Source organism: Paenarthrobacter sp. R1 (genome assembly GCF_030264015.1).
GTDB classification, from domain to species: domain Bacteria; phylum Actinomycetota; class Actinomycetes; order Actinomycetales; family Micrococcaceae; genus Arthrobacter; species Arthrobacter ureafaciens.
Genome location: NZ_CP127115.1, coordinates 656,425 through 675,444 on the forward strand (window position 1 = coordinate 656,425; position 19,020 = coordinate 675,444).

At 61.5% G+C, this 19,020-nt stretch carries 16 protein-coding genes; 6 read left to right on the forward strand and 10 right to left on the reverse strand.

Annotated elements, in window-relative coordinates; translation table 11 throughout:
• Positions 1-32: 32 nt before the first annotated feature.
• The 10 genes from QN084_RS03210 to QN084_RS03255 form a co-directional block, all read right to left on the reverse strand.
• Entirely contained in the window at positions 33-989 is a 957-nt protein-coding gene (locus tag QN084_RS03210; RefSeq protein WP_285751062.1) for a glycosyltransferase family 2 protein, read from the reverse strand.
• 3 nt (positions 990-992) lie between these two features.
• Complete coding sequence (locus tag QN084_RS03215; RefSeq protein WP_062097249.1) at positions 993-1,478, reverse strand: GtrA family protein; 486 nt, start codon at positions 1,476-1,478, stop codon at positions 993-995.
• Between the two features lie 2 nt (positions 1,479-1,480).
• A complete protein-coding gene (locus QN084_RS03220; RefSeq protein ID WP_069695172.1) occupies positions 1,481-3,592 on the reverse strand; it encodes a DUF6541 family protein in 2,112 nt (703 codons plus the stop codon).
• Positions 3,593-3,665: 73 nt separating this feature from the next.
• Positions 3,666-4,397: an ABC transporter ATP-binding protein gene (locus QN084_RS03225; RefSeq protein WP_021471887.1), complete on the reverse strand. Its 732-nt coding sequence runs from the start codon at positions 4,395-4,397 to the stop codon at positions 3,666-3,668.
• Entirely contained in the window at positions 4,398-5,255 is an 858-nt protein-coding gene (locus QN084_RS03230) for an ABC transporter permease (RefSeq protein WP_021471886.1), read from the reverse strand.
• A 2-nt stretch (positions 5,256-5,257) separates the two neighbouring features.
• Positions 5,258-7,270, reverse strand: coding sequence for a glycosyltransferase (locus QN084_RS03235; protein ID WP_069695173.1), 2,013 nt, complete (start codon positions 7,268-7,270; stop codon positions 5,258-5,260).
• Entirely contained in the window at positions 7,267-8,451 is a 1,185-nt protein-coding gene (glf, locus tag QN084_RS03240; protein ID WP_062097255.1) for a UDP-galactopyranose mutase, read from the reverse strand. Before glf ends, QN084_RS03235 begins: the two co-directional genes overlap by 4 nt.
• Positions 8,452-8,634: 183 nt before the next feature.
• On the reverse strand, positions 8,635-9,621 hold the full coding sequence (locus tag QN084_RS03245) for a Gfo/Idh/MocA family protein (protein ID WP_021471883.1): 987 nt from the start codon (positions 9,619-9,621) through the stop codon (positions 8,635-8,637).
• Positions 9,621-10,712 carry a DegT/DnrJ/EryC1/StrS family aminotransferase gene (locus QN084_RS03250; protein WP_021471882.1) on the reverse strand — a complete coding sequence of 364 codons (1,092 nt, stop codon included), beginning with the start codon at positions 10,710-10,712 and terminating at the stop codon, positions 9,621-9,623. The genes QN084_RS03245 and QN084_RS03250 overlap by 1 nt, the downstream gene beginning before the upstream one ends.
• Positions 10,709-11,326, reverse strand: coding sequence for an acyltransferase (locus QN084_RS03255; RefSeq protein ID WP_031216361.1), 618 nt, complete (start codon positions 11,324-11,326; stop codon positions 10,709-10,711). Before QN084_RS03255 ends, QN084_RS03250 begins: the two co-directional genes overlap by 4 nt.
• Before the next feature lie 177 nt (positions 11,327-11,503).
• Between QN084_RS03255 and QN084_RS03260 the strand changes: the two genes are divergently transcribed.
• From QN084_RS03260 to QN084_RS03285, 6 genes are all read left to right on the forward strand, one after another.
• Positions 11,504-12,367: an FHA domain-containing protein gene (locus QN084_RS03260; RefSeq protein ID WP_285751066.1), complete on the forward strand. Its 864-nt coding sequence runs from the start codon at positions 11,504-11,506 to the stop codon at positions 12,365-12,367.
• 229 nt (positions 12,368-12,596) lie between these two features.
• Entirely contained in the window at positions 12,597-13,823 is a 1,227-nt protein-coding gene (locus tag QN084_RS03265) for an IS110 family RNA-guided transposase (RefSeq protein ID WP_069695276.1), read from the forward strand.
• A 174-nt stretch (positions 13,824-13,997) separates the two neighbouring features.
• On the forward strand, positions 13,998-14,390 hold the full coding sequence (locus QN084_RS03270) for a hypothetical protein (RefSeq protein WP_139126785.1): 393 nt from the start codon (positions 13,998-14,000) through the stop codon (positions 14,388-14,390).
• Between the two features lie 146 nt (positions 14,391-14,536).
• Positions 14,537-14,947, forward strand: a complete 411-nt coding sequence (locus QN084_RS03275; RefSeq protein ID WP_069695278.1) for a four-helix bundle copper-binding protein — start codon at positions 14,537-14,539, stop codon at positions 14,945-14,947.
• A gap of 80 nt (positions 14,948-15,027) precedes the next feature.
• Entirely contained in the window at positions 15,028-15,621 is a 594-nt protein-coding gene (locus QN084_RS03280; protein ID WP_228145621.1) for a DUF305 domain-containing protein, read from the forward strand.
• A gap of 947 nt (positions 15,622-16,568) precedes the next feature.
• Positions 16,569-19,001: an FtsK/SpoIIIE domain-containing protein gene (locus QN084_RS03285; RefSeq protein WP_168529469.1), complete on the forward strand. Its 2,433-nt coding sequence runs from the start codon at positions 16,569-16,571 to the stop codon at positions 18,999-19,001.
• Positions 19,002-19,020: the final 19 nt, after the last annotated feature.

Here is a 19,020-nt window from a genome sequence, read left to right on the forward strand (position 1 = left end):
GGCCTTTCGCTGTCGTGGAGCCTGTTAGGGCGTCAGGCACGTTCCTTCATGGGATGCATCGTTGGCCTGTCGGGACTTGCCTGAATGTCCAGTTGCAAGGAAACGAGCAACATCTGGACACCCAGCACAAAGGGCACCACAGCAAGCATCACCGACCCCGCCGTCGGAGAACCGACGCTGGCCGCGAGCACCCAGGCACCGACACCAAGACCCATGACGATCAGCGCCAGGCCTGCGATGAGAAGCAAGGCAACGGCTGAGAAGGACCACACCATATACTTCCACCAGACACGGCGCCAGAAGCCGCCGAACAACATGGCCAGAAGTTCGGGAATGACCTTCCGCAGCTTGATGCTGGAAACTTCATTTCCATACACAGCCGGGATGGGAACGTCGACGATCGGGACATCAAGGATGTTGAGGTGGATCACGAGGTCGTTCTCAAAGCTGTAGCGGGCCGCCACTTTATTCATCGGAAGCCGACGGAGGACCTCGGTCCGGATAGCCGTGTAACCGTTCTGGGGGTCGAAGATGTGCCAGTACCCCGAAGCCAACTTGGTCATAAAGGACAACACGATGTTGCCGAAGATCCGGTAACCGGGCATTCCGGCAAAGGACTCGCCGGAGAAGAAGCGGTTGGCCTTGGCGAACCCGTAGCCGTCAACCACCGGGTCCAGCAGCTGGGGCAGGTACTCCGGATCCATCTGCGCGTCGCCGGCCATGACCACGTTGATGTCCGAGCCCAATTCCATTGCGGCTTTGTGGGCCGTCAGGACAGCCCCGCCAACACCCTGGTTCACTTCATGGCGGATGAGCGTCACGCGTCCGTCATCGGCGCGCCGGGCAGCTCCCGAAGTGTCGTCGGGGCTGCAGTCATCGACAATGACGATGTGATCGACGAAATCCGGCATGGTCTTGATGACCTGCCCGATGTGGTTCTCTTCTTTGTAGGCCGGTACGACCGCGGCTATTCGAACGCCTCGATACATCGCTTATCCTTCGCTGCTCTTTGGTGTGAGGTTCTGTGGTGGTGCGTCGGTTTCGGACACTCCACCGGACTTGTGGCCGGCATCCGGCACAGGCTTCTTGTGCGGAAAGATCCAGTGCTTGTAGATGAAGTAGTTCCAGCCCATGGTGACAGCGGTCGCCACTACTTTACCGATGACGTAGCCGGCTCCCAGGAACTGGAAAAGCTCAACGATTCCCATGACGGCCAGGGTGTTGAAAACCAAGAGGACCGAGTACCGGAGCACCCCGCCCAAGGCCGTCCCGCCTCCGCCGAAGGCGAAGTGGCGCTGCAAGAAGTAATTGAAGAAGAAACTTCCCCAGAAACCTGCGCCCGTGGCGAGCCACAGCGGCCACCCGAAGACCTGGAAGCACAGAGCCAGCAGCCCCAGGTCAACCAGGAAGCTGAGCCCGCCGATCAGCAGGAACCGGAACAGGCTGGAGGTGAAGAACTTGGTGATGAAAGCCTTCATTGTCAGCAGATCCTTCCAAGCGGGGCGATGCCGTCAGGGTTCCGGTTCTCAAGGATTCCCGGAACGCCATCGACTTGGACGCGATCCTTGGCGGCCGCATCGAAGGCTTCTTTGCCACCGGGCAGCTGGGCCCAGTCGATCTTGTACAGTGCTGCATTGCCCTCGCGGGCAACGAGCTGCAGGTACGGAATAGAGTCCGGCTGGGTCAAACCCTCTTTGGGCTCATCCCACGCGCGGATCCGGCCATCGGCAATGTAGACCCATTCGATGCCGAGTTCAGCCGCAGCCTCACGCGCTGCTGCATCCGTGGCCAGCTCCGGGAGCTTCTGCAGCACCAGCAACTGCCGGTTGGTTGGCAAGATCTCAAAGTGCCGGATCATGGGCATCCGGTTTCCGAGGGCGTACATCCACACGGAGCCGTCGCAGGAGTCGTTGAGGACAGTGGCCTCTTCCGGCACGTACTGGTCCATCCTGCTCAACAGATCCACTTCGTCGACGCTCAACGTGGGACCGTCCACCTTGGTGTTGAGATTGATACGTTCGGCATTCTGCTTGAAGTATGGAATGGCAGCAATACCTACTGCCAGCAGGACCACCGACGCCGCTGCCACAGCCACGAGGCGACTGGGCCGCCGTCGAGCATCACGTCCGGCCTCAGGGGACTGCCGGCGAGCGCGGACCCTGCGGACCACCCACTCAGTTGCCTCCGCGGCCTGGGCAACACCCAACCCCGCCAAAGGAACCAGCAGCATGACCAGAATCCCGAAGATCCGCCATTGGTCGTCATAGAACGGCGCCGTCAGGTTCAGGAAGCGGGGGCTCTCGCTACCCATCGTGTAAACCGAAAGGAAAGCGAAAGCAAGAACGGGTCCGAAATACCACCACATGCGGATCCTGAAAACGACCGCAAGACACCCCAACGCCACCAGTGCAGTCAGGACGGGCATGGCGATGGAGCCGTGGTGAAGGAAGATGATGTTTTGGATGGCGCCATTACGGTCGGTATCCGGGGCCCACATCATCTTGGAAACGCGTTCGGACTCCTTGAGCATCTGCTGGATGATGGGCAAGCCCAACACAACAGCCAGCACCCCGGCGACGGCCAGGTAGACCGTGATCCCCAGAACCCGGCCCTTTCTCCTGACCAAGGCTGACAAGAACCAGAAAATCAGGAGCGGCAGGACTACGAACGCCAAGGAGGGGTGGACCGCAATGAGGCCCACGGCCCCGAAGGAGATGCCCGGGATCCAGAAGTAGCGGCGCTCAAGGGCGCCCTTGATGGCCAGGAACGCGAAGGGACCCACCAGGACCATTCCGGCAAAGAAAGGAATCAACGGCCCACGCCACAGGAGGTCATACGGGTAGACGGTGAACCAGCCTGACACCGCGCCTGCTGCAGCAACCGCGATCGGCCGCCGGGTCAGCACCATGGTCAGCGCCATCGTGCTCAAAGGCAACTGCACGGCCATCATGACCAGGACGAACACATTGAGGAAGACGGGGAGGCTGACCCCGGTAAACGGCCATACCAAAGAAAGCAGTGCATGGAAAGCTATGGGATAGCTTCGAATCGGAGCCTCCGGTATGGAGGTGTCGTAGTAGGCGAAGTTGCCGGCAATCCCCGGGTCCCATTCATGGTTTACCGAAATCAAACGAATCATGTTCGCGTGCCACGGGATGTCCCAGTCCTGGTTGATGCCCAGGAGGCCTTCCGTACCCACGGTCCATGAGACCGCGGCAACGGTACCGCCGGCTACCAGACCGGCCAGCAGGATCCACCAGGCCCCGGCGATGTGGTGCTTCCCGAAGAGCCCGGCGCGACCCGGATCGTGCGTGCCGAACCTTTCCGGGAATCTTCGCTCCAGGAAGATCCGAAGGGCGAAAAGCACGACGGCCAACAGCAGCAGGACTCCGGCAACGGGCAGGAGCTGCCAGCTCATTCCCAGGGAATGGCCGGTGACGCCAATGACTGTCAGGGCCCCCATTCCAAGCAACGGCGCCACGACGGGCAGGACGGTGCGACGAATTCCCAGTGCTTCACCAAGCAGCCAGCCCGGCCCCCACCACAACACGACAATCAGGAGTACACACAACAGCAGCGGGCCGATACCCATTCCTACGGTCGCCTTTCTTAGATGCTTCCACTAGCCATCCGTTGACAGACGACTTTTGGCGTTTGGAGGCCGGTTAGTTACGATCCCTCAGCCAGGCCACGGCCTGGTCCGCTGGACCTTCGAACTGGACGGTACCGGAAGAAAGGACCACTCCCCTGTCACAAATGCGGGAGATCATATCCAGGTCGTGGCTCACCACCACCAGTGTGCGTCCCTCATCAGATAACTGCTTGATCTTGGCCAGGCACTTGCGTTGGAAGGGCTCATCACCGACGGCCAGAATTTCGTCCACGAGGAAGATATCCGGCTGGGTGTGCACCGCCACCGCAAACGCGAGGCGGAGGAACATACCCGAGGAGTAGAACTTCACCTCAGTGTCGATGAATTGTTCAATTTCCGAGAACGCCACGATTTCATCAAACTTGGCGTTGATTTCGTCTTCGGTCATCCCAAGGATGGCTGCATTCAGGAACACGTTCTCGCGACCGGACAAATCAGGGTGGAATCCAGCGCCGACCTCAATGAGGCCCGCGACCCTTCCCTTCGTTCGGACTGTGCCCTTGTCCGGAAGGATGACGCCGGAGATCAGCTTCAGCAGCGTGGACTTGCCTGAACCATTGAACCCCAACAGTGCCACTGTCTCGCCGGACTGGATCTCGAAGCTGACGTCGTGAAGGGCGTCAAACTTCTTGGAAAGGTCCCCCTTGCGCCCCTTGGCGAGCCACACCAGCGTCTCTTTCATGGAATGCGAGTGCCGCAGATTGAAGGTTTTCTTCAGGTTCTTGACGATAATTGCGGCGCCCACTCAGACCTCCTGCGCGAAGTGGCCCTCAAGCCGGCGGAACACCAGCTGGCCGATGATAAGGAACAGGGCCGCCATGCCAAGACCGGCGAAGCCGGTCAGCAACAGGTGCGGAGGCAGCTCTACAGGCTTGGTCACCGTCGGGTACCAGAATGCCCAGTGGAACAGCTCCACGGCCACCGTCACCGGGTTCAGCTGGTAGATCGTCAGCGCCCAGTCAGGAGCCAGGCGACGGATCATGGTCCAGTCGTAAAGGACCGGAGAAGTCCACGTAACCACCATCATGAGCATGTCGACGATGTTTTCGGCATCACGGAAGAAAACGTTGATGGCACCTGCCAGCAAGCCAAGGCCCGTAGCCGTGACGGCAACAATCACAAAGCCCAGAGCGGCCCCGAACAGCTGGACCGCGTCGGGTCGCCACCCGTTGAGCAGGGCCGCGGCAAGCAGGACGACCAACTGAGGCAGGAAGTGCACCGCTGCAACCCACACTGATGCCACCGGGAAAAGCTCCCGGGGAAGGTAGATCTTCTTCACCAACGGCGCGTTCCACACGATTGAACGCGTTGCGTTGGAGAAGGCCTCCGTGAAGAAGTTGACCACAATCACGCCGGAGAACATATACAGCGCATAGTTCGGGATCTGGTCGCCCACCCGGAGAACGATGCCCAATGCCAGGAAGAGCACCACATACTGCACGAGTGGCTTGACGTAGGACCAGGCCAACCCCAGTACCGAACCCCGGTATCGGACCCGGAGTTCCTTGCGGACAATCAGTTTGAGGAGGTACCGGCGCCGGAAAACGTCCAGCAGCCCGGCACCAACCCCGGGAACAGCATATGTATCAGTCGAGTCGGCCATTGCTACTGTTTGGGCTCCGAAGCTTCAAATGTTTCACGCCAGGAATCCATGGAGGTGATCTCCGGCAAGGCATCGCGGTACTGGGCACGAAGCGTTTCCCAATTGGAGAAGAGCTGCGCGTGCAACTGTGCCGTTTCGGCGAGCATTTTGCGAACGAGTTTCGGATCGCGCCGGTACCAGGATGCGCCCGTTCCATCGGCGTTTGAGACCACTGCGCTATCCAAGTGCGCCAGGCTCCACCACTTGCCGTCCTGGTGTGCAACATGTGCCTCAGGATTGCTGTGTGCCGATTCACGCACCGGTGCGATGGTCTGCTTCAGGACAGTCTTTACTGCCCATGGAAGAAGTCCAAGGGCACCCGGCTGCTTGTACGTCTGGGGTTTCTTGGGCGGGCGCTTCCTGAAGACCTCCGGGAATGCACCGGGATCGGTCTTGACCTGCGAGTCGACGAAGTCTTCACGCATCGTCCTGAGCTTGGGCATGGTGGTGGGCAACTGCTCATGCAGTTTGGACGGGCCCTCAAGAACATCGCGCAGGGCCATGATGCGTGCCTGCTCGGGGTAGTACTGCATGGACACAAGATGCTTAATGTCCGTGTTCAGGCTTTCCCGGAAGATCCGTCCACCCTTGGGGAAAGGAGAGTGCAGCAGTGCGGCGATCAGGCGGTTCCGCTCGTGGTAATAAGCCTGCCAGTCAACCGAGTCGTCCTTGTCTGCCCAGGAGACGTGCCACACGGCAGCACCGGGAAGCGTGACGGTGGGGTACCCAGCGGCACGGGCACGCAGCGAATATTCTGCGTCGTCCCACTTGATGAATACCGGCAGCGAAAGGCCGATCTCCTCCACGACCGCCTTGGGGATGAGGCACATCCACCAGCCGTTGTAGTCCGCATCCCACCTGCGGTGCAGGAGCGGCGTCGAGCGGAGCCCTTCAGCCGAGAAATCATGGTTGCCCAGGCCCTCCACCGGTCCCCAGAGGAACCTGTAGAAGTTCACTACCTCGGCGTACGCGTGCAGGACGGACTTGTTGTACATGTCGAACATGTGGCCGCCCACAATCGTGGGCTTGCGGCAAAGGTCCGCGAAGGCGACCGCGCGCATGACGCCTTCGGTTTCCAGCTCAATGTCATCGTCGAGGAGCATGACGTAGTCGCTCTTGTCCGAGACGAGCATCTCGTACATGTTGCGTGCAAAGCCGCCGGAACCGCCCAGGTTGCCTTGGTTGATGATGCGCAGCTGGTCACCCATTGAGGCTGCCACCGAGTCGAAGCCATCCTCGTCGGCAACCTTCTTGTTGCCCTGGTCCACGATGATCAGCTCAGCGAGGATCCCGCGCAAGCCCGAATCGGCGTCAATCGCCTTGATGGTTTCCAAGCAGTAGTCGGCACGGTTGAAGGTAGTCACGCCGAGCGTGACCTTACCCTGCGGCCGGCCTTCGGAAGCAACGGCCCAGTGGGCTTTCTTGAGAGTCATCCCGTCGCCGCCGGCAATCAGGTCGAACCAGTACCAGCCACCGTCACCGAACGGTGCGAGGGTCAGCTCAAAGTCGTTCGAAGCGTTGCCCTCCACCAGGATCGAATCAACGCGCTGGGCAGCGCCCCTGGCGTTGGAGCGGTAGACGATGACTGTGCCTTCGCCCTCGGTCTCGATGTGGAGCACGGTTTTGGTGGCTATGGTCCACTTGCGCCAGTAGCTTGCCGGGAAAGCATTGAAGTAGGAGCCGAAGGAGAGTCGCTCGCCCCTGCGGACCTGGACCGAGCCGCGGTCCAGGATGTCTTCCGGGTGGAGTTTGCGGGCCATGCCCACGGCCTGCACGACGGCTGGACCGTTTTCTTCCTGCTTCCGGATCTTATTGGTATCCGGGTCCACGTACAGCGGCAAGGTATCGAGGTCGCGGTTAGCAGGAAAAACCACCCGCTGGACGATGCGAAGATCGCTCTCCCGGGGTGCTGCTTCAGCCTCGGCTTGCGTCGCCGTCATGTTCGTCTCCTGGCTTTCGTTCGTCGTGGCGGTCATGCGTCCACTCCACCGCTTTCCAACTTTGCGCCGCCGCTGAAGTGCGGCTTGATCTTGTTGTCGAACATGGACAGGGCCGAACCGATGGCCATGTGCATGTCCAGATACTTGTACGTGCCCAGGCGGCCGCCGAACAGCACTGATTTCTCGCCGCGCGCCAAGTCACGGTAGGCCAGCAGTTTGCTGCGGTCATCGGAAGTGTTTACCGGGTAGTACGGCTCGTCGCCCTTCTCCGCAAACCGGGAGAACTCGCGCATGATGACGGTGGCGTCCTTGGTGTAGTCACGCTCCGGGTGGAAGTGACGGAACTCGTGGATGCGGGTGTAGGGGACATCGGCGTCGGGGTAGTTCATGACGGCACAACCCTGGAAGTCCTCGATCGGAAGGACTTCTTCTTCGAGGTCGATAGTGCGCCAGGAAAGATCACCTTCGGCATAGTCGAAGTAACGGTCCACGGGGCCGGTGTAGATGACCGGTACCTGTCCCAGCACGGACGAGCGGCCGAACTCTCCGTCATCGAAGAAGTCCGTTTTCAGGATGACCTCGATATTCGGGTGGTCCGCCATTCGTTCGATCCACGCCGTGTAGCCATCCACGGGAAGGCCCTCGTAGGTGTCGTTGAAGTACCGGTTGTCGTAGTTGTAGCGCACGGGCAGCCGGGAAATGATTTCAGCCGGCAGGTCCTTCGGATCCGTCTGCCACTGCTTGCCCGTGTAGTGCTTGATGAACGCCTCATAGAGCGGGCGTCCAATCAACTGGATTCCCTTGTCGTTCAAGTTCTGCGGATCGGTGCCTGCGAGTTCGCCGGCCTGTTCCGTGATCAGGTCCCTGGCCTCGGCCGGGCTCATTGCCGAGCGGAAGAACTGGTTGATCGTGCCGAGGTTGATCGGCATGGGGTACACCTCGCCCTTGTGGCTGGTGTAGACCTTGTGCTGGTATTTCGTGAACTTGGTGAACTGGTTCACGTAGTTCCAAACGCGCTCATTCGACGTGTGGAAGAGGTGCGCCCCGTAGCGGTGGACCTCAATTCCTGTCTTGGCTTCGTTCTCGCTGTAGGCGTTTCCTCCAATATGGTGGCGGCGATCAAGAACCGCGACCTTCAGCCCCAACTCGGTAGCGGCGCGTTCTGCAATGGTCAGGCCAAAGAAACCCGAGCCGACGACGACGAGATCAGCGTTCACAAACTCTCCTGTGTATTGGCGTGCGGGCACAGAAGTGCCCACGTCTACTGGTCAAGGCTACCCGACGAGCCGCGGGTTCCCCGTATCCGCGGCCCTGCCGGCCGCTCACGGGCGCAGTGCCGGAACGGGAAAGGGAGGCCGGCAACAGCCGGCCTCCCCCACAACCCGAACCCGGGATAATCGCTAAAGCGCGACGACGGTACCCGACTTTGCGGAGTCCAAAACGGCCTCCGCGACGCGAAGGGTTTCAAGACCCTCGGCCATGGTCACGATGTTCAGGGACTTGCCCAGAACAGCGTCCCGGAACGCTTCATGCTCCATCTTCAGCGGCTCGCGCTTGGCAAGCGCAAAGCGCGTGGACGAACCTTCCGATACGCCGCGGAAGGCGGCGATGGAATCCCAGTCGGTCTGGAACGTGCCGTTCTCCACGAACGTCAGGTCTGCCGAGATCGTATCGGCAATGAAAGCACCCCGCTCACCGAGGACAACGGTGGTGCGCTCCTTCATGGGCGAGAGCCAGTTCACGATGTGGTTGGTGACCACTCCGCTCTTGAGGTGGCCGATCGCGGTCACCATGTCTTCATGGTCACGGCCGCTTCGGGAAGTTGTGTGCGCCACGACGTTGACGAAGTTGCTCTGTGCCAGCCAAGCCGTGAGGTCGATGTCGTGGGTGGCAAGGTCCTTCACGACGCCAACATCCGCAATACGAGCCGGGAACGGTCCCTGCCGGCGCGTGCTGATCTGGTAAACCTCGCCCAGGTCACCGTTCTCAAGCCGCTCGCGGAGGCTCTGCAACGAGGGGTTGAAGCGTTCGATGTGACCAACGGCACCGATGAGGCCCTTGGACTCGAACGCTTCAGCAATTCTGCGTCCGGACGCCGAGTCATTGGCAATCGGCTTCTCGACGAGGCAGTGGACTCCGGCCTCAGCCAGCTGCAGGGCAACTTCCTCATGCAAAATCGTGGGGACGGCGGCAACTGCCATGTCGATCCCCTGCGCAATGAGTTCCTCGACCGAGCCATGGACTGTCAAGCCGTCGGCTACGTTGTGCGGATCGCCATATGAATCTGCCACCGCGACGAGGTCGACGCCTTCGAGCTCGCGGATAACCCGGGCATGATGGCGGCCCATCATGCCCAAGCCAATGAGGCCTGCGCGAAGATTAGCCACTAGCTGCCTGCCTTCGCCACAGCGTTGACGGCAGCAACGATGCGTTCCAGGTCATCCTGGCTCAGGGAGGGATGCACGGGGATCGAGAGCACGTGGGACGCAGCCTCTTCCGTGACCGGGAGGTCGTCCGACGTCTGGAACGGCGCAAGGCGGTGGTTGGGAATGGGGTAGTACACACCGCAACCAACCTGGTACTCCTCGCGAAGGGCCTTGGCGAAACCGTCGCGGTCATCGGCAATCCGGATGGTGTACTGGTGGTAGACGTGCGCGTATCCTTCGGCGACCTTCGGCGTGGTGACGCCTTCAATATTGGCGTCGAAGAAGGCTGCGTTGTCCTGCCGGGTCTTGGTCCAGCCGTCAACCTTGGTCAGCTGGACACGGCCGATCGCTGCGTGGATGTTGGTCATACGGCAGTTGAAGCCCACCAGCTCGTTTTCATACTGGCGTTCCATGCCCTGGTTCCGCAGAAGGCGAAGGCGACGTTCGACGTCGGCCAGGCCTGTGCTGACCATGCCGCCTTCCCCGGAGGTCATGTTCTTGGTGGGGTAAAGGCTGAACATGGCGAAGTCACCGAAGGTGCCTACCTTACGGCCGTTCACCGATGCCCCGTGAGCTTGGGCGGCGTCCTCGAATACCTTTACTCCATGCTTTTCGGCGACTGCCCCAATGGCATCAACGTTGAACGGGTGGCCGTAGAGGTGCACGGGCATGATTGCCGCCGTGCGATCGGTGATCTTGGACTCAACGGAGGCTGCGTCCAGGGTGTAGTAGTCAGGGTCAACGTCCGCGAAAACCGGAGTAGCTCCGGTCAGGGCGACGGAGTTGGCGGTGGCCGCAAACGTGAACGAGGGAACAATTACCTCGTCACCGGGACCAATTCCCGCAGCCAGGAGTCCCAAGTGCAGGCCGGAAGTTCCGGAGTTGACCGCTACGGCCGCCCGCCCGTCCAAGAGAACCTGGGAAAACTCCTGCTCGAAGGATGCAACTTCGGAGCCCTGGGCCAGCTGCCCGGAGGCCAGCACCGCCTGCACGGCTTTGGCCTCATCGTCACCGATGATCGGTTTGGCCGGGGGAATGAATTCGGGGCTCATGCCTCTACCTCTCGAAGGGTTTCGTTCTGTTCAACATACGTGGCGCCGGTCTCGGGGCAGACCCAGTTTTCACCGCGGCGTTCCAACGGGAAGCCGGCCTTGCCAACCCATCCGCGCCGCCTGGCAGGAACACCTACCACCAGGGCGAAGTCGGGGACATCCTTGGCCACCACTGCCCCGGCCGCGACGGTAGCCCAGCGCCCAATGGTTACCGGAGCCACGCATACGGCGCGCGCACCGATGGAGGCACCCTCACGGATGGTGACTCCAACGGGTTCCCAGTCATGGGCACTTTTCAGGCTTCCGTCCGGGCTGACTGCGCGCGGAAAGGTGTCATTGGTGAGCACCACTGCAGGGCCTATGAAGACACCCGCTTCCAGCTCAGCCGGCTCGTAAACCAGCGCATAGTTCTGGACCTTGCAGTTATCCCCCATCTTTACTCCGGTACCAATGTAGGCGCCGCGCCCAACGATGCAGTTGGCACCGAGTTCGGCCTTCTCGCGGACTTGGGCCAGATGCCAGATCTTGGATCCATCACCAATTACCGCCTCGTCTGAAACATCGGCGGTCTCTGCAACCACTATCACCGGTGAAGGTCCTTCCTCATTGAGCACACGGGACAACGAGTTTCATCTTAGCGGAGACGTACACAGCGTTCGTATCAAGGTAGCTCCGCCGGTGCCGCCGTTCGTTTTCCACATAGCAGATGTCGTCCGTAGTGGCCTGCCGGCTGTCCGCGTAGCGTCGGGACGAGCAGGCGAACCTGCTCCGGACTACGAAAGGATCGGCCAATGCCCTTGCAGTGCACTTTGGCCCGGGGTCCCCTGGCTGCCACGCACGGGCCGCCCAAGGAACTCACGATCCACCTTCCGGAGGGGACGCCGGGAAGGAAGCTGGCGGCGCTGCTCGCCGATACCCACGGAACCGGCAGGATCCATGTTGCCGGGGAAGACTTGAGGACCTTGGTAGTTGGTGTCCCTCCATTGGTGAACGGTTCGGTCCTTGTGGACGGAGGTCAGGGCGGTCATGCACAGGCCAGCCCGCCGGCCATGCTTCTCGTGGCGCATTCCGGCCCGGCGGCAGGGGCAATGTATCCCGTTCTCCGCGGACGGAACCTCATAGGCCGCGGCACGGCCCACATTTCAGTCCCCGATCCTGACATTTCCCGCGAACATGCAGCACTGGACGTCTCTTTTGCGGACTTGACGCTGACCCGCCTGCCGGCGAATCGTTCCCCGGAGCCGAATTGCCGCCCGGCCACCCCGGAACCATCGCTCATGATCGACGGGAAACCCACGAACCTCGGCCCCGTCAACACGTCATCAACCATCCAATGCGGAAATTCGATATTCTCCCTGCTCGCCTCAAAAGCACCGGTGCCACTGCCCGGTACGGAGGCCGGCTGTTCAGTGCACCAGCCATTGGAGGTTCACCGGCCCACGGGCGGCGGCAACCGATGGGCGGGCCTTGTCACTGGCCTTCTGCCTTTGCTCCTCGGCGTCGGACTTGCCTTGGCTACAGGATCATGGATGTTCCTGGGTTTCACCGCGATCTCGGCCGTCAGCCTGTCAGTGGCGGCATTCTCCGGAAGACAAGCCCGCCGCGAGTTTCGCCGCGCCCTCGGCCAAGCCGTGAGTGAGGACATAAAACGGTAATACTGGAAAAGTCCTTGAGCCGGCGTGGCCCACCCAAAAACTGACGTGCCTGCCGGCACTGTCTTTCCGACGATCTGTCAGCCGGCTCAAGGTCCGTCAAAGGGTGTCGAGCCAGGCGGACATGACTTTATAGGAGCCTGATTCGACCAGTCCCATTACCGTTTTGTCTGCCCACCTGGCCCGCGCCCGATCAATCAGCATTCGACGCGACTGAGGGGCAATTTCCATCTTGGCAAACGAACCAATCAAAGTCATCGCGGGTATCGACACCCACGCCGACACACACCACGTAGCCGTCATAAACGAACACGGCAAACCCCTCGCGGACAAGGAATTCCTGGCCGTGGGATCCGGATACCGGAAAATCCTCGACTTCATCACCAGCCATGGAACGGTCACCGCCGTCGGGATCGAAGGAACCGGCTCCTACGGCGCCGAGCTCGCCCGGACCCTCCGGGCCGCCGGGCTGACGGTGCTGGAAGTGAACCGACCGAACCGGGCCGCGCGGCGGCTACGGGGCAAGTCCGATCCGCTGGATGCCTACCAGGCTGCAAAGTCGGTACTCGAGGGACGGGCGACGTCGGTCCCGAAAGCCAAGGACGGCCCCGTTGAATGCCTGCGGGTCCTGCGCGCTGGGCGCGCCTCCGCGCTCAAGGCACGTACCGCAGCCATCAACCAGATCAAGGGACTCCTCGTTTCAGCCCCGGACAGACTCCGGGCGAAGTACCGGGCAATGGCCACTTCCGCCCTGATCACTGCCCTGCAGCGCACGAGACCATCGGGACACATGGCTGACCCGGAGTACGTGACCCTTCTGACGCTGAAAGCCCTCGCCACGCGCTGCCAGTCCCTGGCCACAGAGATCGCTGAGGCGGATGCCGCACTCCAGGAAATCATCGAAGCCTACGCCCCGATGCTCTGCGACCTGCCAGGCGTCGGCACCGACGTGGCCAGCCAGCTGCTGGTCACCGTCGGAGACAACCCGGACCGGTTGGGAAACGAAGCCCAGTTCGCCTCCCTCGTCGGGGTCGCCCCCGTACCGGCATCGTCAGGCAAAACAACCCGCCACCGGCTCAGCCGAGGCGGGGACCGCAACGCCAATCACGCCCTCTATCAAGTGGTCCTGGTCCGGATGGCATCGTGCCAAAGGACGAAGGAGTACGTGGCCAAACGCACCGCGGAAGGCAAGAGCAAACGGGAAATCATGCGCTGCCTCAAACGCTACGCCGCCCGGGAAATCTACCGCCAGATCACCAACCCCCAGCCAGCACCGGACAACAGCGATCTCCGGCAGACGCGCACCACACTCGGTTGCACCATCACAACCGCAGCCCGCGAACTCGGCCAATGGCCCTCGAAAATTTCCCTCCTGGAACGAGGACTCCTCCGCAACGACACCCTTGCGACCACCTACCGGCAATGGCTAGGGGATCAATCCGCAGCGGCGGCCGTCTGAACAAAAGACGAACGGCCGTAGCCGAGCAGCTCGCCGAAAGAGCCTCAACACTGGTAAGTATGCTGATCATTTACTAGGGTTAAAGTGGCTTTAGACCGGCAAGACCGGAGGGGATGACCTATCTCAGCATCAGTAATTGACGCTACGCAACCCAGCAGGCGAATGCTGTGCGGGGTGCTGACCGTGTCGCTGTTGCTGGTCTTCTCATTCAGCCTGTGCGCGGCGCTTTGCCTGCTGATGAAGCACCCGAACGCCATGGGAATCAGTTCCCATCAGATGGTCACCGCCGAGGTCCATGAACTCACTGCTTCAGCAGCAACGGCCGTCACCGCAGCGTCTGACCTGCCGGAGTCTCAGCGCGCCTGCTGCAGCGATCAGCACGGGACCCAAATGATGGTCGCCCAAACCCTCCGGCTTCTGCCCGAGAAAGTGGCTGCGGCCTCCACACTGATCGAGACGGGGGAATACCGGCCGGATTACGTCCCGCCTGGTTGGTTTGACCCCGCTTTGGAACGACTCGATCACCTCAGACCGTCTTTGACGGTCCTATCGATCAGCAGGACATAAATCTCCGTACAGCGATGACCCGACCGTAACCGGATCAGCGGCTATTAGCCGGCTGAGGAAACCCGGGGCTGCACAGAGCAGACCCAATAAATCGCTTCACAGCAGTAGTAACGGACTGCTGTATTTAAAAACAGGGAGATAAGACAATGACGCATCACGTAACCCCCATGCTCGCAACCTACCCCAAGGACCTGGGCGGAGTGGATCAGGAAAAACTCGCCGAGTGCATCCAGGCATGCTTCGAATGCGCACAGACCTGCACGGCCTGCGCCGATGCCTGCCTGAGCGAGGACATGGTGGCCGAGCTGACCAAGTGCATTCGCACCAATATGGACTGCGCCGACATCTGCGCAACGACAGGCAACGTCCTGTCCCGGCACACCGGGTACGACGCCAACATCACCCGGGCAGTCCTCGAAGCATGCCGCACCGCCTGCAAGGCATGCGCAGATGAATGTGAACGCCACGCCCAAATGCATGAGCACTGCAAGATCTGCGCCGAAGCCTGCCGCCGCTGTGAAACAGCGTGCCACGAGCTCCTCTCCTCGCTGGGCTAGTCGCCCCGCCTACGCCTTGGCGCCCCTTCCCGCCCCCGGATTTGTGTAGGGAAGGGGCCACGCACATGAAGGAAACTCACATGAGTACCCCGCAAAACCAGCCAGACTCCCCTCGCGTTAGCGCCGCCGGGCACGAGCAGCAGCAACCCAGCCACCAGCACCGAGAATCAGAAACCCACAGCAGCGGCCCACGCGCCCGAGACGACAAAACCGGCCACCACTCATCCAGGATGTATCTCAAATTCGCCCTGATACTGCTGATCAGCCTGGCGTTGATGTGGGTCCTGTCGATGTCAATGATCCGCTCGATCGACCACTTCTACTTCAACCTGAGCAATTTTTGGATGGCGTTGCTGATGGTGTCCGCGATGGCCGTCGTCATGATCATCGGCATGTGGTCCATGTTCAAGAACAGAAAAGCCAACATCGCCATGCTGATCGGCTTCGCCGTACTCTTCGTCGCCGTGTTCGCACTGGGCCGCACAGAAACCTTCGTCGGCAACGAACAGTTCCTCAAATCCATGATCCCCCATCATTCCCGGGCATTACTCGTCTGCGAGGAATCGAATATCACCGACCCGGAAATCATCACCCTGTGCGACTCCATCGTGAAATCCCAACAGGAAGAAATCACCCAGATGAAGGCGATCCTCGAAAGGTACAAGTCAGACTGACGCCGACCACTACGCCAATTTTGACGACTATAGGAGCATCGTCGGAATCGTTCGTCGCCGTCCGCTGCCGGGATTGCGACGGCGATACTCCTGGAGACGCCCCGGCCCCCGGCCTCTGCTGCTGGTCCCGGCGATTCCGCTTGTGGCGCCGCGGCCCCTGCTGACAGTGAAGGCCGTGCCCTGGCCCGCGTTGCGAAACCAGGTTCCGGCGGTCCAAGAACATCCGGTATCTGGCTGCGCCTTGGTTTGGCCTCGGTTCCGGCCAACATCCGGCTGCTTCCAGAGGACCCTCAGTTCCGCCCTCCCACTTTGGCAGGCGTTCCCCTGACTCTGCCTCCTTCCGCGGGGCAGATTCCGGTTACCGGCGACCCCCTCCACTTCGCTGGTCTGGTCCGCTTGATGCTTATGCAGCTTGCCGCGTATCCCGCAGCCGTTGGTGTCCCCGTGATCATCCTGGGCAGCGGCGCGAACGTGCCTCTTGCTGCCCGGTTCCTGAAGGACTGCCTTGTGGCGGCCACTTCTGAAGCTGCACTGGCGGGCTTGCATGCCTGCAGTGGCAGGCTGCCGGGAAGGCTCTTCGTGTTCAACGCCCCTCCCGCCGGTTCCTCCGGGGTGGAAGCATTGGTGGAGGCGGCCGTTCGAGCGGACTGGCAGGTGGTCAGACACGAAAGAGCCCACCCCGCCGGTTCCAGTGCGTGGACAATCGACATGGATCCGTCCGGAATATCGGCCACACTGGGTTCTCCCGGCGCGCGGCAAAGATTCATTCCCGACCTGGTAACCGAGCCGGTCTTTGACCGCTTCTGCCGGGCGTTATCCGCGCGACAAGCCACATCAGCCGAGGCGGCCCGCACCTGCTGCCGGATGAGTGTTCCTTGGAGGAGATCGTCCCAAGGGGTCCACGCAGCCTTGCCTCGAGATGGCACAAAAACAGCGGGTCCGGCACATTGAAAGCCGTTCTGGGTAAGGACGGCCACGGTCCGGTGGCCTTCGACTTCCTTATGGACGGTCCCCATTTGCTGGTAGCCGGGACCACTGGCGCCGGCAAGTCCGAACTCTTGCGGACCCTGTCGCTTTCACTGGCAATGAATTACCCACCCCAGGAATTGGTGTTCCTCTTCATTGACTTCAAAGGAGGATCCGGCTTGGGGCCGCTGGAACGCCTGCCGCATTGCGCCGGGTTGGTCACCGACCTTGGCGGTCAGGGCATGAAGCGCGTCCTGGAATCGCTGCGCAGTGAAATCCGGTACCGCGAAGAAGCATTCCACGCCGGGGGCGTTGCCGATATCAAGGACTACCGCCCTCCCGCTTCGGGATCCGTTGGACCGATCCCCCGTTTGGTACTGGTCATAGACGAGTTCCGGATGCTGGTGGATGAAGAGCCCGCAGCCCTCCGGGAGCTGATGCGGATAGCAGCCGTCGGCCGTTCCTTGGGCCTCCACCTGGTCATGGCCACGCAGCGCCCCCAAGGGGCACTGACGGCCGACATCCGCGCCAACGTAACCACAAGCATTGCCCTTCGGGTGCAATCAGAGGCGGAGTCAACAGACATCATCAAGACAGGGGTCGCTGCCGGGATCCCTGTGCGCCTCCCGGGTCGGGCGTTCCTGGCCAGGGCCTTTGGTGCGCCGGAAGAATTCCAATCCGCGTCCGTTCTGGTTGCACATCGCGGTCACTTGGATGAGACATGCGTGCAGCCCGCTCTCGATGGCCCTGACACCCGGGACGGCGATGATTCGGATGCCTGGGAGGAAGCTGCCTCGGGGTCGGACAATCCGGGAGTCGGCCGAAACACCCCGCAACGGGCACCCCGCGGCAGTTTGGCGGAGCAGGGTCTGCCGGCGTTTGTGGCAATGATTCGAGCGGCGGCAACCACCATGGGCGCTGGCAGCGCTCCCCGCCGAATCATTGCCCCGCCCCTCCCGGCGGAGATTCCCTGGGACCCGGGGCCCGCTACCTGTGACGGCGTGACCGCTGCCCCCAAGGATGTTCACAGTGAGCACGGCACCGGCCATGGCATCGGTCTTGGCCTGGTCGACCGTCCCGGGTCCCAGACTGTTGAGCTGTTGTCGTGGACGCCGTCAGTGCATGGGCACTTCGCGATGATCGGCAGTACGGGCAGCGGCATGCCTGAAGCATTCAGGGCCGTCTCGGCACGGATCGTCACTACGGACCCCACAGTCCACAGCTACATCCTCGACGCCACTGGCACGTTCCAGGGACTGCCTGAATCCGACCGGTACGGCGCGGTGGCACACCTGCACCAATTGGCGTTCGCTGTACGGGTCCTTGAGCGGATAAAGAGCTTCATGGCGGACCGGCGCAGTTCAAGCGACGGGCCCGTTGCGAGCCAGGGAATCCTGCTCATCATCGCTGGATGGTGCACGTGGGTCTCTGCCATCAGAAACAGCCCTTACGCCTGGGCAGAAGACGTCTTACGCGACATCGTCCGGGACGGAACGCCTCTGGGCGTGACGGTATTGATTTGCGGTGAACGCGAACTCGTCAGTTCGCGGTTCTTTGCGACCATCCCGAACCGTGCTTTCTTTCCGGCCGGCGCCACCGAAGAATCCACTTTCCACTGGCCGAAGCTTCCCCCCGTCGATCCCCTCCCGGGACGCGCGGTGGCTCTGGGCAGCTTCGTTCAGGGGAAGAGTGCCGTCGCCCAGTTCCAAAACACACCTGGCGGGAAGGACTGGCCGTACGGCCCCCTGGCTGCAAAATCCCCTGCCCCTCTGCGCCTTCAGCCTCTTCCTGCCTTCCTTGGGACTAAGGAATTACCGGAGCAGCCGCCTACCTGCGGTGACGCGGTGTCGGCAGCATGGTTTGGCGTAGGCGGTGACGACGCCGCGCCACTGGCTATTCCCCTCCGCCGCGGGGGCATTACCTTGGTCCTTGGCGGGCCGGGCTCCGGCAAGACCTCACTATTGCGAACACTCATGTCGGTCAACTCCGCTGTGCCGTGGCTCTCCCCGGTAGAGAACGTCGGAGATGGCGCATTCTGGACCGACCTGGCGGAAGCGGCGTCGCTTGGAGCCTTGGATAAGGACACCGTATTGCTGGTGGACAACGCCGACACCTTGAACCCCCAAGCGCGCCAGTCCTTGGCCGGCTTGGCGGGTTCAGTAGGCGCGATTGTCATGACAGCTACCACTTCCCCAACGCTCCTGCACCGTCTTCCGTTCGCCGAGGTTGTGCAAGCCACCAGGTCGGGCCTTGTCCTCAGTCCCCGCACACCCTTGGATGGCGATGTTTTTGGAGTACGGCTGAACGTTGAGTCATCTGTTCCCCCTGCCGGCCGCGGCATCCTCATCCAGGGGGCCAGCCAAATACCCTTTCAAGCGGCCTACGCCGGCGGGCGTTTCGAGGGGCGGGCTTGACCCGAGGGGCCGGAACACT